This window comes from Bergeyella cardium (genome assembly GCF_009914665.1).
Lineage (GTDB): Bacteria > Bacteroidota > Bacteroidia > Flavobacteriales > Weeksellaceae > Bergeyella_A > Bergeyella_A cardium.
Genome location: NZ_CP029149.1, coordinates 1854705 through 1869973, shown reverse-complemented (window position 1 = coordinate 1869973; position 15269 = coordinate 1854705). Strand labels below are relative to the sequence as shown.

Annotated in this window: 13 protein-coding genes and 1 other RNA gene; 6 read left to right on the top strand and 8 right to left on the bottom strand. The window is 40.8% G+C overall.

Translation table 11 applies throughout. The annotated features are described in order from the left end of the window. Positions 1-27: 27 nt before the first annotated feature. The 3 genes from mtaB to DBX24_RS08545 all read right to left on the bottom strand — a co-directional run bounded on the left by mtaB (position 28) and on the right by DBX24_RS08545 (position 4324). Positions 28-1353 carry a tRNA (N(6)-L-threonylcarbamoyladenosine(37)-C(2))-methylthiotransferase MtaB gene (mtaB, locus tag DBX24_RS08555; RefSeq protein ID WP_160224590.1) on the bottom strand — a complete coding sequence of 442 codons (1326 nt, stop codon included), beginning with the start codon at positions 1351-1353 and terminating at the stop codon, positions 28-30. Between the two features lie 131 nt (positions 1354-1484). After that, positions 1485-3635 (bottom strand): S9 family peptidase, encoded by a 2151-nt coding sequence (locus DBX24_RS08550; RefSeq protein WP_160224589.1) that lies wholly within the window; start codon positions 3633-3635, stop codon positions 1485-1487. A 65-nt stretch (positions 3636-3700) separates the two neighbouring features. Then, complete coding sequence (locus DBX24_RS08545; RefSeq protein WP_120489048.1) at positions 3701-4324, bottom strand: DUF4199 domain-containing protein; 624 nt, start codon at positions 4322-4324, stop codon at positions 3701-3703. 75 nt (positions 4325-4399) lie between these two features. On the opposite strand from DBX24_RS08545, the gene ffs reads away from it, so the two are divergent. Continuing rightward, an RNA gene (ffs, locus tag DBX24_RS08540) (signal recognition particle sRNA small type) lies at positions 4400-4497 on the top strand. Positions 4498-4561: 64 nt separating this feature from the next. On the opposite strand, the gene DBX24_RS08535 is transcribed toward ffs, so the two are convergent. From DBX24_RS08535 to DBX24_RS08525, 3 genes are read right to left on the bottom strand one after another with little or no spacing between them, the layout of a single operon-like run. Next, positions 4562-4822, bottom strand: a complete 261-nt coding sequence (locus DBX24_RS08535; RefSeq protein ID WP_120489049.1) for a NifU family protein — start codon at positions 4820-4822, stop codon at positions 4562-4564. Positions 4823-4855: 33 nt separating this feature from the next. After that, positions 4856-5959 (bottom strand): Mrp/NBP35 family ATP-binding protein, encoded by a 1104-nt coding sequence (locus tag DBX24_RS08530; protein ID WP_160224588.1) that lies wholly within the window; start codon positions 5957-5959, stop codon positions 4856-4858. 45 nt (positions 5960-6004) lie between these two features. Next, positions 6005-6670 (bottom strand): ABC transporter ATP-binding protein, encoded by a 666-nt coding sequence (locus DBX24_RS08525; RefSeq protein ID WP_120489051.1) that lies wholly within the window; start codon positions 6668-6670, stop codon positions 6005-6007. Positions 6671-6911: 241 nt separating this feature from the next. On the opposite strand from DBX24_RS08525, the gene recG reads away from it, so the two are divergent. Further along, positions 6912-8999, top strand: coding sequence for an ATP-dependent DNA helicase RecG (gene recG / locus DBX24_RS08520; RefSeq protein ID WP_120489703.1), 2088 nt, complete (start codon positions 6912-6914; stop codon positions 8997-8999). A gap of 151 nt (positions 9000-9150) precedes the next feature. On the opposite strand, the gene queA is transcribed toward recG, so the two are convergent. Further along, a complete protein-coding gene (gene queA, locus DBX24_RS08515) occupies positions 9151-10200 on the bottom strand; it encodes a tRNA preQ1(34) S-adenosylmethionine ribosyltransferase-isomerase QueA (protein ID WP_160224587.1) in 1050 nt (349 codons plus the stop codon). Between the two features lie 153 nt (positions 10201-10353). Here queA and DBX24_RS08510 point away from each other — a divergent pair, with 153 nt between their 5' ends. Then, on the top strand, positions 10354-10647 hold the full coding sequence (locus DBX24_RS08510) for a rhodanese-like domain-containing protein (protein ID WP_120489053.1): 294 nt from the start codon (positions 10354-10356) through the stop codon (positions 10645-10647). Positions 10648-10845: 198 nt separating this feature from the next. Here the strand turns inward: DBX24_RS08510 and DBX24_RS08505 are convergent, their stop codons facing one another. Beyond that, positions 10846-11571 (bottom strand): class I SAM-dependent DNA methyltransferase, encoded by a 726-nt coding sequence (locus DBX24_RS08505; protein WP_160224586.1) that lies wholly within the window; start codon positions 11569-11571, stop codon positions 10846-10848. 74 nt (positions 11572-11645) lie between these two features. On the opposite strand from DBX24_RS08505, the gene DBX24_RS08500 reads away from it, so the two are divergent. The 3 genes from DBX24_RS08500 to kdsB all read left to right on the top strand — a co-directional run bounded on the left by DBX24_RS08500 (position 11646) and on the right by kdsB (position 15266). Next, the gene (locus tag DBX24_RS08500; protein ID WP_160224585.1) at positions 11646-12809 is read left to right on the top strand and encodes a THUMP domain-containing class I SAM-dependent RNA methyltransferase; all 1164 of its coding nucleotides are present in this window, start codon (positions 11646-11648) and stop codon (positions 12807-12809) included. A 198-nt stretch (positions 12810-13007) separates the two neighbouring features. Then, complete coding sequence (gene dacB / locus DBX24_RS08495; RefSeq protein ID WP_374210829.1) at positions 13008-14453, top strand: D-alanyl-D-alanine carboxypeptidase/D-alanyl-D-alanine endopeptidase; 1446 nt, start codon at positions 13008-13010, stop codon at positions 14451-14453. A 78-nt stretch (positions 14454-14531) separates the two neighbouring features. Continuing rightward, on the top strand, positions 14532-15266 hold the full coding sequence (gene kdsB, locus DBX24_RS08490) for a 3-deoxy-manno-octulosonate cytidylyltransferase (protein ID WP_160224583.1): 735 nt from the start codon (positions 14532-14534) through the stop codon (positions 15264-15266). Positions 15267-15269 lie beyond the last annotated feature (3 nt).

Here is a 15269-nt window from a genome sequence, read left to right as displayed (position 1 = left end):
TCCCAAATTCAAGAGAAAGTTTTGACTTTATGCTGACTTAACGGATACCGTACCGTCGGGTTGTATTTTGTCTAAGGTGAGGAATTCTATGGTGTTGCAGGAGGCTTCATCGTAGGGTTTTTGTACGCGTACATAGTTTTCGGTAAAGCCAAACATCAGCCCATTTTTATTCTCATCCTCCCAAAGAACAGGGAGCGTACTGCCGAGCTGAGACTCGTAGAACTCCCGCTTTTTCTTTTCGGAGAGTATTCTTAGCATTTTATTTCGCCTTTTCCTTTCGGCTATGGGAACGGTGCCTTCCATTTCTACAGCTTCGGTATTATCCCTTTCGGAATAGGTGAAGACATGGAGGTAGGAAATCGGGAGCTGGTTAAGGTAGCGGTAGGTCTCGAGGAAATGCTCTTCGGTCTCCCCTGGGAATCCCACGATGACATCTACACCGATGGCGCAGTGCGGGATGGTTTCCTTGATTTTAGAGATGCGGTCGGTATAGAGTTTTGTAAGATATCGGCGCTTCATTTTTTTAAGGATGGTATCGCTACCACTCTGAAGCGGGATGTGGAAGTGCGGTACGAAACTCCTGCTGTGGGATACGAGCTCTATGGCATCATCTTTAAGGAGATTGGGCTCTATGGAAGAGATACGAATCCTCTCTATGCCCTCTACTTTGTCGAGCTCCTTAATAAGGTCAAGGAAGGTATGCTCGTGCCTTTTATTGCCGAACTCACCCTTGCCATAATCCCCGATATTCACGCCTGTGAGTACGATTTCCTTAATGCCTCGTTGGGAGATTTGGGTAGCATTTTTAATGATATTCTCTATCGTATCCGAGCGGGAAATCCCCCTCGCCATAGGGATGGTGCAGTAGGTACATTTGTAATCGCAGCCGTCTTGCACTTTTAGGAAGGCTCTGGTTCTTTCGCCTACCGAGAAACTGCCGATAAATGAGTTTGCCTCCCCTACTTCGCAGGAATGCACTACTCCATTGTTGCTGGTTTTCTCTAAATCTTCCAAATAGCTGAGGACATTGAACTTTTCCTTAGCTCCGAGAACTAAATCTACGCCGTCTATACTGGCAATCTCATCTGGTTTTAGCTGTGCATAGCACCCGATGACCACTACGAGCCCTTGAGGATTTGCCTTCATTGCCCGTTTGATGTGGAATCTGCATTCTTTATCTGCATTATCAGTTACCGAGCAGGTATTGATGACATAGACATCTGCCTTTTCATCAAATTCTACCTTATTATAGCCCGCACCTTTTAGCTGGCGAGCGATGGTTGAGGTCTCTGCAAAGTTGAGTTTGCACCCGAGAGTATGATATGCTGCTGTTTTGTATGTTGCTGTTTCCATAATATTTAAGTGGGCAAATTTAATTAAATAGATTTTGCTACCAAAAAAAGGAGGTATGGGGATGGGCTGAGGCAAATATTTATTATCATTATAAAAAAAGAAGATAGCACACTGGCTATCTTCCTTAGGGATTAGTTGTCTTTTTCGGGCTTTAGATACAAGTCAAAATAATCGGTGATTTTCTGCATCAGGTGTACCCTGTCTCTCCCCATCACATTGTGTGCGTGCCCTGGATAGACGAAGTAATCAAGCTGCACATTTCTATCTACTGCAGATTTCAGGAAGTTGATGGAATGCTGCCAAACGACTACATCATCCTGTGCACCGTGTATTAAGAGGAGTTTTCCTTTCAGGTTCTCTACCTTATCAAGGAGGTTGGATTGTTTGTACCCCTCTGGATTATCCTGCGGAGAAGCCATATACCTCTCGGTGTACATTATTTCGTACATATTCCAGTCCATTACGGGGCCTCCTGCTACTCCTACTTTAAATACATCGGGGTGTTTTAGCATCAGGCTGGTAGTCATAAACCCACCGAAGCTCCAGCCGTGTACGCCCATTCTGCTGGCATCTACATAAGGGAGCGTTTTGAGATACTCTACTCCTTTGAGCTGGTCTTTCATCTCGGTTTCTCCCAAGTTTTTATATACTGCCTGCTCAAATTTCAGCCCTCTGTTTGAGGAACCTCTACCATCCATAGAGAATACAATATAACCCTTCTGCGTGAGATAGTCATACCACAGGTTTCCAGACTTAGGGAATGAATTGGTGATGAGCTGTGCGTGAGGTCCATTGTAGAGATAGACAATAACAGGGTATTTTTTAGTGGCATCAAAGTCCTTAGGGAGCATCAGCTTGGCATAAAGAGGGGTGCCATCTTCTGCTTTTAGTGTGATGTTTTTCACTTCCGCCTGAGTGTAGCCTGTGAGAGGATTGCTCGCTGTAAGTAAATTGGTATTTGATTTCTTTTGAGTCTCTATAATATCTATTTTCCTTGGGACTTCTTCATTAGAATAAGAGTCAAAAAGATAATCTCCATTGTCTGAAAGCACACCGTAATGCGTGCCCGCCTCTTTATTGAGCTTTTCTACCTTACCAGAAGACCAGTTTACCTTATACAAATGCCTGTCAAGTGGAGTTTCCTTAGTAGAAATAAAGTAGATTTCCTTTTTCTTAGCATTAAAACCGAGGAGATCGGTTACCAACCAGTCGCCTTTGGTAACTTGCCTTACGAGGCCTTTATCTACATTATAATGGAAGAGGTGATTATAGCCCGTTCTCTGGCTTTGCCAGATGAAATCTTTCTCCGAATTCGGAAGAAAAACAAGAGGCTGCTGTGGCTCTACATACTTATCGGATTTCTCTTCAAAGAGGGTTTTAATGAATTGACCATTATCTGCATTGTAGAGGTTCATCTTCAGGTGGTTTTGCTTTCTATTGAGCACCCCGATAAACACATTCTTAGAGTTTGGTTGCCACGAAATAACGGTTAGATATTGCTCCTTATCACCTTCTGTATTCATATAAACCGTCTTTCCCGTAGGGATATCATACACTCCCAAGACTACCTGATGAGAAGTTCGCCCAGCCATAGGGTATTTTATATTTTGATTCTTAGCCGCTACCACCGACCAGTCAATGACAGGATAATCTTCCACCATCGTTTGATCCATTCTGTAAAAGGCGATTTTGGTTTTATCTGGCGAAATAAAAATCCCTTTATCTATGCCAAATTCATTTCTATGAACGGCAGAACCATTTACGATATTCTCCTCCTTATCTGAGGTAATAGCCACCTCTCCCCTTTCTGTTTTGTAGTAGAGATTGTTCTTTACGGTGTAAACGACCATAGATTTATCCAAAACAACCTCTTCATTCTGTGCATCGGCAGGGACTTCAAGCCATTTCTCCACCGACCACTGAGCATTATTTCTCTTAATTTTATAATAAGTATTCTCATTCTTGAAATAGCCAGAATCTGCGGTATTAAACACCACCAAAGGTAAGTAGCTCAGCTGCTCCTGCTTGGGCAGATGAGTATTAATATCATTTAATGTAAGTAGAGTTTCGGTCTTTTGAGTCTCTGCATTGGTGAGCAGATACTCCCCATTTTTGAAATAAGTAAGGCTGTTAGAATTCTTTATCCACGCAGGATACCAGTAATTCTCTACCCTAAGATTTGAGCGAAGCCCAAGTATGGCTTCATTCATCGTTAATTTTTGTTGTGCAAATAATAAACTCCCCGAAAACAATAGAGTTAATGCAATTTTGTGTATTCTCATCTTGATGATTTATTGATTTTTTTATTTATTAAACTTCGTTACACAGTTTTTAACCTGATGTAAAATTACTTCTCCCCGTCGCGCAGAGCAAAAGAATGATGTAAAATTTTTTCATCTTTTTTACTCCTGAAAAAACTCCCGAAAAACACCGATAGAATAATGAAAAACAGATTAAAGCCTCCAAAAATATAAACAAAGTACTCAAAGGAAAACATATCTTCTTTCTTATTCTCTTTCGCTTCTATTCTCAGCTTTCCTTCTGCATATTTTTCCTCCAAATCTTTCATTTCATCGGTATCTGGTTTAATGATTTCTTTGGCTTTTTGGTATTCATCTTCGAGAGATTGCTTATAGCTCTCTATATATTGATGATTAAGCAAATCCTTCGTGTCTGTATCTATATAGCTAATGTAGGTATAGATAAAGGATAAGGAGAGGACACCTGCTACAAACATCGGCATAAATGCCCTACCGAAAGCCTCCTTGAAAGATAAAACTTTCTTATACCTGCTGTAAGCCGTTACAGAGAGGTACGCCCCCACTGCACAAATGAAAGGCACAAAGAAAGCATTGAGCAAAACACTTGTATTATAATAATGAATATCTCTGAAAAAAATATTGGTAATAAAGAATACGGCTATGATGATAATAAATATCAAAAAACCAATAGTGTAAACATTCTTTGTCATAGTCTAAATACGATCTTTATTAGTGAGTTTATAATTTTTGATTTTGTTTTTTGAATTTTTGATTTATATTTGCACCGGCAAGTCCTAAACAACCAGCTCCTGAGAATCCTCCAGGGTGGGAACGCAGCAAAGGTAATCGGTCGTAGCGGTGTGATTTAGGTAGCTTGCCATTTTTTATTTCCCTTTGTTCAGATTGATACAAAAAAGCGAACTTCTCAGAGTTCGCTTTTTCTGTGTCTATCCTTCTACACTTAGAACTTCATTTATCTCTGGTGCCATTTGCTTAATGGTGGTCTCTACACCGAGCTTCATAGTAGAGAAACTCACAGGGCAACCGTTGCAGTTCCCGAGAAGCCTTACATAGACCTTATCGTCTACTACATCTATCAGTTCTATATCCCCACCATCTTTATGTAAGAATGGACGGATACTTTCCAATGCTTCGAGGACTCTCGTTACCGTTTCTTCGTGTTCCTCAAGGTCTTTCTCTTTTCTCATAAAATTATTGTTTGAATTTGCAATTTTACAAAATTATTTTTTAGTAGAGCAACCTGCCATAGTGGTAATCTTTACCGCTTCGGTAGGTGGTAGATTGGTATTTCTCTCTACAAGGCTTTCCACCATATTCTGTGCAGTTTCCTTATAGATATTTGCTACCAATGTTCCTTCTTGTAATGCTGCAGGTCTGCCCACATCTCCCGACTCTCTCACACTCTGAATAAGAGGAATCTCTCCAAGCACTGGAATATTTAAATCTCTGGCTAGGTTCTGAGCTCCTTCCTTACCAAAAATATAGTATTTATTATTCGGAAGCTCCTCAGGAGTGAAGTAAGACATATTCTCTATAAGCCCCAATACAGGGATATTGATGCTCTCCATTGTAAACATAGCGATACCTTTCTTCACATCTGCAAGGGCTACATGCTGTGGAGTGCTCACGATAACCGCTCCTGTAACCGGCACTTCCTGAACGATGGACAGGTGAATATCTCCCGTACCTGGTGGCAGGTCTATAAGGAGGAAATCCAGCTCACCCCAATTAGCATCACGGATAAGTTGCTGAAGTGCTTTGGATGCCATTGGTCCTCTCCACACTACAGCTTGGTTAGAACCAGAAAAATATCCAATAGAGAGTATTTTTACACCATAGTTTTCCAATGGTTGCATCAGATTTTTACCATTTACATTTACCGAGAAAGGTTTTTCTCCTACAGTATCAAACATTGTAGGGATAGAGGGACCGTAGATATCGGCATCCAACAGTCCTACTTGGAAGCCCATCTTAGCCAAAGTTACAGCAAGGTTTGCTGCTACGGTAGATTTACCTACGCCTCCTTTTCCTGAAGCTATGGCAATGATATTCTTAATACCTGGAATTTCTTTTCCTTTAATCTGATTCTTCTGAACTTCTGATGGCTCAGGGGAATTGATTTTCAGTTTAAGGTTGATATTCTCTCCAAATTCTGCAGTGAAGGCCTGCTTCATTGCTACTTCTAACTTTTTCTTTTCGTGCATTGCTGGGGAGTGCGCTGTCATATCAATATACACATCATCACCCATAATCTGTATGTTATGCACAAGATCATCTACTTCTATTTCTTTCAGGAAGTCCTGAATTTTTGCTTTCGTCAACATCTTATTTTAAAAATTTAATTACAAATATACAGTATTTCTTTCACTTTAAATGATAAGCCCATCCTTCATCACCAGCTTCCTGTCGGTAATCTCTGCAAGTTCTTTATTATGGGTTACAATGACGAAGGTCTGATTGTATTTATCCCTCAAATCAAAGAACAGATGATGCAGGTCATCGGCATTTTTAGAGTCGAGGTTTCCCGTAGGCTCGTCGGCAAAGATAATTTTTGGAGAATTAATAAGTGCACGGGCTACGGCAACCCTCTGTGCTTCCCCTCCTGAGAGCTGATTTGGCTTATGGTGGAGCCTGTCTATAATTTTCAAATCTTCAAACAGAGTAAGGGCTTTATCGATATAATCATTCCACTTGTTGCCAGAGATTCTAATCGGTAAGACTACATTTTCCAGTGCCGTAAATTCTGGCAAGAGCTGATGAAACTGAAAAACAAAGCCTATATTTTTATTTCTGAATTTGGAGAGTTCCTTATCTTTCATCGTGAGGAAAGATTGCTCGGCAATGCTAATCTCAGTACCATACAGCTGAGGATTGCTCGGCAGGTCTAATGTCCCAAGAATCTGCAAAAGAGTAGATTTCCCCGCTCCCGACTCCCCTACTATGGAGACCACTTCTCCTTCTTTTATATGTATATCTACGCCTTTCAGTACCTCTAAATCTCCGTAGAATTTATGGATATTCTTTGCTACAATCATAGCCCCAAAAGTATGTTTTTTTTATTCGCTTTGCAACTTATAAGTGATAAGCAGTAGGCTTGAGGTTTTAAGCGAAGGATTTTTCTTTTAAAACTCTTGCCACAAATCCCCTCACGCACCTCGCAGATGATGAACTTAAAAATAAAGGATCCCCACGCGAGTGGATAGATCCCTCAGCTGGAAGCTGTGCTACCCATTTGGATATTTTTTCCGAAATTCGGCGCTCAATTTTGCTGGGATGATAGCATTAGACACTCGGATAGAATTTTTAAAAGGTATCGGTAGCGAGAGAGCAAAGCTCATAAAATCGGTACTGGGCATAGAAACGGTGGAGGATTTACTTAACTTCTACCCCATTCGCTATGTGGATAAAAGTAAAATCTATAAAATCCGAGAGCTGACTGAAAACAACACCCTCGAAATACGGCTGAAAGGGAAAATAACCCACCTCCAAGAGGTGAAAACAGGAAAAACCAAACGGCTAACCGCACAGTTTATAGACGAAACAGGAGCTATGGACTTAGTATGGTTCCAATATTCTAATTGGTTAAAGGAGCAGATTCCTCAGCATAGGGAGTTGTATATCTTTGGTCGAGTGAATGTCTTTAATCAGCACTTTTCTATGCCTCACCCAGAGATAGAACCCATCGGGAAAGATGAGGGAGAAAATCGCCTACGACCGATTTATCCAAGCTCGGAGAAGCTCACAAAACGCGGACTTAACCAAAAGTTTTTCCAGACAGTACTCAGGAGCATTTGCCAAGAAATCCCTAACCTCATACAAGAGAACCTACCCAATGAGCTGATGAAAGCCCTCAATCTGATGCCTCGCCAGCTCACTTATCTCAATATTCATTTCCCTAAGGATATCGAGCATTTCAACAATGCCGAGAACCGATTGAAGTTTGAAGAAGCCTTTTTCTTTCAGCTCAGCTATGCCCTAAAAAAGCAGAGACATCATATATCAGCAGTGGGGAATCCTTTTCCAATTGTAGGAGATTACTTCAATGATTTCTACCAGAATCACCTTCCTTTTGAGCTTACCAATGCACAGAAAAAAGTCTTAAAGGAAATCCGCAGTGATATGAAAAAGCCAATACAAATGAACAGGCTCCTGCAAGGCGATGTAGGCTCTGGCAAGACGATGGTCTCCCTGCTCTCTATGCTTATAGCGATTGATAATGGCTTCCAAGCCGTGCTAATGGCACCTACGGAAATCCTCGCACAACAGCATTTCAATGGGATTTCAGACCTGTTAAAAGATACAGAAATAAAGGTAAAACTCCTCACGGGCTCTACAAAAACTGCAGAGCGAAGAGAAATACACGAAGAACTGCAATCTGGCGAGCTATCCATACTCATCGGTACGCACGCTGTACTGGAAGACCCTGTACAGTTTAAAAACCTAGGGCTGGCAATTATAGATGAGCAGCACAGATTTGGCGTAGCACAGCGGGCAAGGCTATGGGCAAAAAACAACCCGCCTCCTCACATTCTGGTAATGACGGCAACCCCCATCCCAAGAACGCTCGCAATGAGTTTCTATTCAGACCTCGATGTATCCGTTATAGATGAGCTCCCAGTAGGTAGAAAGCCCATTATCACCGCTCATAGAAGGGAGGCAGACAGGCTTTCGGTATTCAACTTCGCAAAGGGAGAAATACAAAAAGGCAGACAAATATATTTCGTATATCCACTGATTGAGGAGTCCGAAACATTAGACTATAAAAACCTGATGGCAGGCTACGAGCAGGTAGCAGAATTCTTTAAGGACTATAATGTAACGATGGTTCACGGAAAGATGAAGCCCACCGAAAAAGACGAAAATATGCAGTATTTCGCTTCGGGAGATGCGCAAATAATGGTTGCCACTACCGTAATAGAAGTCGGTGTAAATGTACCCAATGCCTCAGTGATGATTATAGAAAATGCCGAACGATTTGGGCTCTCTCAGCTCCACCAGCTAAGAGGGAGAGTCGGTAGAGGTGCCGAGCAGAGCTTCTGCATACTGATGACTTCCGATAAACTCTCACCCGATGGACGAAAACGAATCAAAACAATGTGCGAAACCAACGATGGCTTCAAAATATCCGAAGTAGATATGCAGCTTCGTGGTCCAGGCGATATTCTCGGTACTCAGCAAAGTGGTGTGGTAGATTTCAAGAAACTCAACCTCGTAACCGATGCTAAAATCATTAAAACCTCTAAAACCGTCGTAGATAAAATCCTAATCTCAGACCCCCTCCTCTCCCTGCCTCAGCATAAAATAATGAAAGATTTCCTCGCAAAGAACTTCAGAAGACAACAAAAATGGGGAAAAATCTCCTAACGCCGTAGCCGGCGAGGCACCCACTGGCGTGGGGAGCACTTAGTGATAATGCGAGAGGAGGTACATTAGTACAATGAACTATTAAAGCCCTATTAAAACAAAAAAGATACAGCGCTAAGTCTGTATCTTTTCTTATCATTGAGTTCCGATATTATATAATCAGCATTGCATCTCCGTAGGAGTAGAATTTATATTTCTCTCTAATGGCTTCCTCGTAGGCGTGCATTACGAAATCTTTACCAGCAAAAGCCGCAATCATCATTATAAGGGTAGATTTAGGCGTGTGGAAATTCGTAATCATAGAAGTAGCAACGCCGAAATCATATGGTGGATAGATGAATTTATTCGTCCAGCCGTGGTATGGACTCACCTTTCTATTAGATGATACTGAAGACTCCAAAGTTCTCATCGTAGTAGTACCCACAGCACAGATTTTTCTGTTTTCGTCTACTGCTTTATTGATAATAGCAGCGTTTTCAGCATCTATCATCGCCTCTTCACTCTCCATTTTGTGCTTGGAAAGGTCCTCCACTTCTATGGGATTAAAAGTTCCCAAACCTACGTGGAGCGTAACCTCTGCGAAGTTAATTCCCTTAATCTCCATTCGTTTCATCAGGTGTTTAGAAAAGTGCAAACCTGCGGTAGGTGCTGCTACTGCGCCTTCGTATTTCGCATAGATGGTTTGATATCTCTCAGCATCTTCTGGCTCTACGGCTCTTTTAATGTATTTAGGGAGTGGCGTTTCTCCAAGTTCAGTGAGCTTTGCACGAAATTCCTCGTGTGAGCCTTCATATAAGAATCTGAGGGTTCTCCCTCTTGATGTGGTATTATCTATTACCTCGGCTACTAAGGATTCATCTTCGGTAAAGAAGAGTTTATTCCCTATTCTGATTTTCCTTGCAGGGTCTACCAGTACATCCCAAATACGATTTTCTTTGTCGAGCTCCCTGAGGAGGAATACTTCTATTTTAGCTCCTGTTTTTTCCTTATTTCCATAGAGCCTTGCGGGGAACACTTTTGTATTATTAAAGATGAAAAGGTCATTTTCATCAAAATAGTCTATAACATCTTTAAAGAGTTTATGCTCTATAGTTTGGTTTCTTCTGTTGAGCACCATTAATCGTGCATCGTCTCTGTGGGTGGAAGGGTGTTCTGCCAATAGTTCAGCAGGCAGATGGAAATTAAAGTCTGATGTCTTCATCTTTTTAAATTACGGTTTAAAATTTAGCCTGCAAATATACTATATTAAAATATCGTTTGTCAATTTTTTTGTAGAATATGCATTTTGAATCTCCATTTTTAAGTAAAAAATAATATGTATCTTTACCCGAATTAAATTTTAAATAAAAATAATATGTCATTAGTAGAAATTTTGAAATCGGGAAATTACCGTGTAATCGATGTTCGCGAGCCATTAGAATTGGAAATGGACGGCAGCGTAGAAGGGGCAGAAAACATCCCTCTCGGTGAGGTAGAAAGCCGTAAAGATGAAATCCTGAGCAAGGATAACGAGACCAATACCATTATAATCTGCAAAAGTGGCGGGAGGAGCACCAAAGCGCTGGAATACCTCCAAAGCCAAGGACTAAAGAATGGCTACAACGGCGGTGGTTTTGCAAGTTTTAGAGAAACCCTTGAGAATTTGTAAACCCGATTTCAATTAGAAAATAAAATCTCTGTACCTTATATACAGAGATTTTATTTGATAAAAATATTATTGGAATAGTTCATAATTAAACCCAAGAGTGAACATTCTAGAATCACAAAATGAAAAACTTAAATTTCCAAGCAGACTTTCCTTTGTTTAATTGTTAAAACAAAGACTATATTTTAGTAGTCTGATTGTTTATTTTTTTACGAAGTAATTGATACATCGGGGGGAGGAATGCTGATTAAATTCATTAAGGTGATAATCTCCCCAGACTTTTATCCTTTCAAAACCAGTAGATTTGGCGTATTGGTTTATTTGCTCTGGCGTGTGGAGCTTTACTCGCTCGGTAAATTCAAAATCTTGCCCAGCATCGGAGAAATTAATCGTCTTCACTACATAATGATCCTCGATTTTTTTATGGATGTGGAAGAGGATTCCGCCCCTTTTTTCGGTAGAATTTTCTTTAAAATCCTGCTCTACGAAACCTTTGTTTAAGTAATCTAAAATGAAAACACCGCCAGTTTTTAGCCCTTGATGCACAGAAGTAAAGACGCTCAAGTCCTCCTCCTCTGTTTGGAAATACCCAAAGCTGGTGAAGAGGTTGAGGACGGCATCGGCATCAGAGGTAGGGAGGGCACACCTCATATCGTGCACTTGGAAGTGCAGCGAAGGGCTCTCGAAGCGCTTATTATGCGCGATGCTCTGCTGCGAAAGATCCAGCCCCAGAACTTGATATCCCATTTTGCTGAGGAAGATTGAGTGCCTACCTTTCCCACAAGCCAAATCGATGACTTTATCCCCCTTCGGAAGTTGGAGAATATTCATTAGTTTTTTGATGAAAATTTCTGCTTCTGTATAGTCTCTATTGCTGTAGAGGATGTGGTAATACGGTGTGTCGAACCACGATTCAAACCATTCCATAGCACGAAATTAGTTATTTTTGCCCAATGAAAAACAAATGTTCGTACAAGGAACAGCGAAAAATATAAACCGAAATGAAGACAGAAGACCTACAAATCCAGATAAAAACGCTTTTCGGATTGGAAGAAGCCCTTGCAGAGGAGGTGAAAAAACTCGGGGGGAAAAATGTGGAAATAAAAACCCGCGCGGTTACTTGTGAGGGCGATTTAGGTTTCCTTTACAAAATCAACTACTCTTCGCGATTGGCGATGAAAATCCTGGTACCGATTTTTGAGTTTCGGGCATTTAATGAAGATAAATTCTACCAAAAATTACTAAAATTCCCTTGGGATGAGTATCTGAAGCTAAGCCAAATATTTGCAATAGATGCTACGGTGCATTCGGAGCGGTTTAGGCATTCGAGATTTATGACGCTGAAAATGAAAGACGCAATTGTGGATTTCTTCGAGAAAAAATATCATAAACGGCCAAACATTAGCACTCAAAATCCAGAGATTAAACTCAACCTTCATATCGATAGGGACTTGGTTACCATCTCGCTTGACTCCTCCGGCGAGCCATTGTATAAGCGGGGATACAGAAGAGAGCAGGGCGAGGCGCCACTGAATGAAATTCTCGCCGCAGGAATGCTCCACCTAGCGGGCTGGGACGGAAAAGGAAATTTCCTAGACCCAATGTGCGGGAGCGGAACCCTCCTGATAGAAGCCGCAATGATGGCAATGGAACTGCCAGCACAGATTTTTAGGAAGGGATTTGCCTTCCAGAATTGGAGGAATTACGATGCCGAGCTCTTTAAAAAAATAAAAGAATTCCGAATAGCTCGGATAAAAGAATTTAGCGGGAAAATCATCGGTTATGATATAGACCCGAAAATGCTCTCCCACGCCAAAAAAAATATAGAAAACGCAGAAATGGAAGATGTAATAGAAGTGCGAAAACAAAACTTCTTCGAGAGTAAAAAGGAAGTTTTCCCACTGCTTATTGTCTTCAATCCTCCGTATGATGAGCGAATCAGCATAAAACAAGACGACTTCTACAAGAAAATAGGTGATACATTTAAGAATAAGTATCCCAATACGCTCGCGTGGCTTATTAGTTCGGACTTGGAAGCGGTGAAAAAAATCGGCTTACGACCTTCAAGGAAGATTAAGCTCTTTAACGGCAAGCTCGAAACCCGATTCCTACAATACGAAATGTACGAAGGCACGAAGAAAGCTCACCGCTCCGCTGAACAATAAAAAGGAGGGCTCAGATGGGTATTTTGTTGGGTGAAGAGGCTTGAAATTAACAGTGTTTAACAATATTTAAGTGTAATTTATTAGCTTGCTACCCACCTTCTATACAATATTTAGCTATTTTTGCTTGTTCTTTATCCGATAATACCACAAAAGGAAGTGGTTGGATTTTGTTTTAATCTTCAAAAACTTATTGATATGATGAGATTTAAAAATTTATATGCGGGATTATCCATCATCACAGCTACGATGGCTTTCGGGCAAACGCAGTCTCTTACCATCCCCAATGCTGGAAATTTCTTTTCAGAAAGGATAGAAGATGCTTTTATTAGCAGACTATCTCCAAAGCAATTGGTAGATTTTGGGGTGAATAATATGCTGTGCGACCCCGTGCTGAAAGATGCCAACTGGGGATTTGTAATCTACGACCCAAAGACGGGGAATATCATTAACTCGTACAACGAAACTATGCCGCTCATCCCTGCATCTACAACAAAACTGCTCACCACAGAAGCTGCAGTAGCACTCCTCGGAACTAAATTTAAATGGACTACCCAGCTGGAATATTCTGGTGAAATCGATGATAATGGAGTGCTGAATGGTAACCTTTACATCGTAGGAAGTGGAGACCCATCGCTTGGGACGGGCAAAGCAGGTGCATTGAGGTATAGTGCATTGGTTAGTGAATTTAAACGGGCAATCTCCGAAAAAGGAATAAGAAAAATTAATGGAGATATTATCATCCAAACTGCAGTATTCAAAGACAATAAAAGAGATATTTTACCCGAAGGAATCGTTTGGATAGAGCACGGGAATTATTACCTTCCCGCTGGTGCTACTGCCGATGTGGATCCGCAAAAAGAACAATCCGTAGCTAAAGGTAAAAGTTGGTTTAACAACAGTGAAAAAAGGTACTTCTATGTATCTCCTTTTACTGGGAAAATGTCTTTTAGTAGCGAGTTTAATGGTGATATCGTAACTTCAAAAATAGCAGAAGCCCCCGCTTATCTCGCCAATAATCTTAGAACGACACTCGTTAAAACAGGGATTGGGGTAACGGGAAAAGTAAGCCCAAAAATGATCGATAAAGAGCCAGAGAAGAGAAATTTGATTACGGCTTATAAATCTCCACTGCTAAAAGATATAGTTTATGATACCAACCAAAGGAGTGATAATGCCCTTGCAGAAGCGCTCCTCCGTACTTGTGGTTTCCAGAAATATGGAAATCAGACTTTAGAAGCGGGTAGAGAAGCTGTAAGAAATCACCTCCAAGATAATGGTTTTGATATGGAAGGTTTAACTTACTTTGATGGCAGTGGCCTCTCACGAAGCAATGCTGTAACACCCATTTCCCAAGTGAAATTCCTAACGAAGCTGATGAAAGAGCCTTATTTTAAGGATTACTTTGAGTCGTTACCTATCGGAGGACAATCAGGGACGCTTAAAAGGTCGTTTTCAGGCGCTGGTTATGGTCAGGTCTTTGCAAAAACAGGAACGCTCAACCGAGTGAAAACCTTAGCAGGCTACCTCAAAACAAATTCTGGAAAAACGCTTGCCTTCTCATTGATGATTAATAATTACAATGGTAGCGTAGCACAGGTAAAATCCAGAATGGAAAGCCTTTTAGCTCCCGCGATGAACTTATAAATCAAAAATTTTGCTCATAGAAAAAAGGATAATGAAAATCTATTATCCTTTTTTTATCTCCTAAATATCCATTAAAGAATGAAAATAATAGCCGTAATCCCTGCCCGATACGAGGCAAGCCGCTTCCCAGCGAAACTAATGCAAATGCTGGGAGAGAAAACCGTCATCGCAACTACTTATCAGAATGTGGTAGATACAGGACTCTTTGATGATGTATTCGTAGCAACAGATTCTCTATTGATATTTGATGAAATAAAAAATATCGGTGGTAAAGCGGTGATGACTGGGCAACACGAAACAGGAAGCGACCGCATAGCAGAAGCCGCTGAGAATATAGATTGCGATATTATAGTCAATGTACAAGGCGATGAACCCTTCCTGAAAACCGAACCTCTAAAAAAACTGATTGAAGTCTTCTACCAAGACCTGAAAAAAGAGATTTCATTGGCTTCATTAAAGATAAAAATCAATGAAGATGAAGAAATACAAAACCCCAATAATGTAAAAGTCATTACCGATTTAAACGATTTTGCAATGTATTTCAGCCGCTCAGCCATTCCTTATCACAGAGAGAAATCATTACCCGTAAGCTACTATAAGCACATTGGGGTTTATGCTTTCCGAAAAGAAGCCTTATTGAAATTTAGCAGTTTGGAAATGTCTCCTCTTGAAAAATGGGAAAAAATAGAAGCCATACGGTACCTCGAGCACGGAATGAAAATAAAAATGATTGAAACCGACTTCATCGGTGTAGGGATAGATACTCCCGAAGACCTTCAAAAGGCAAGAACGATGATCAATTCATCAAAATAAACT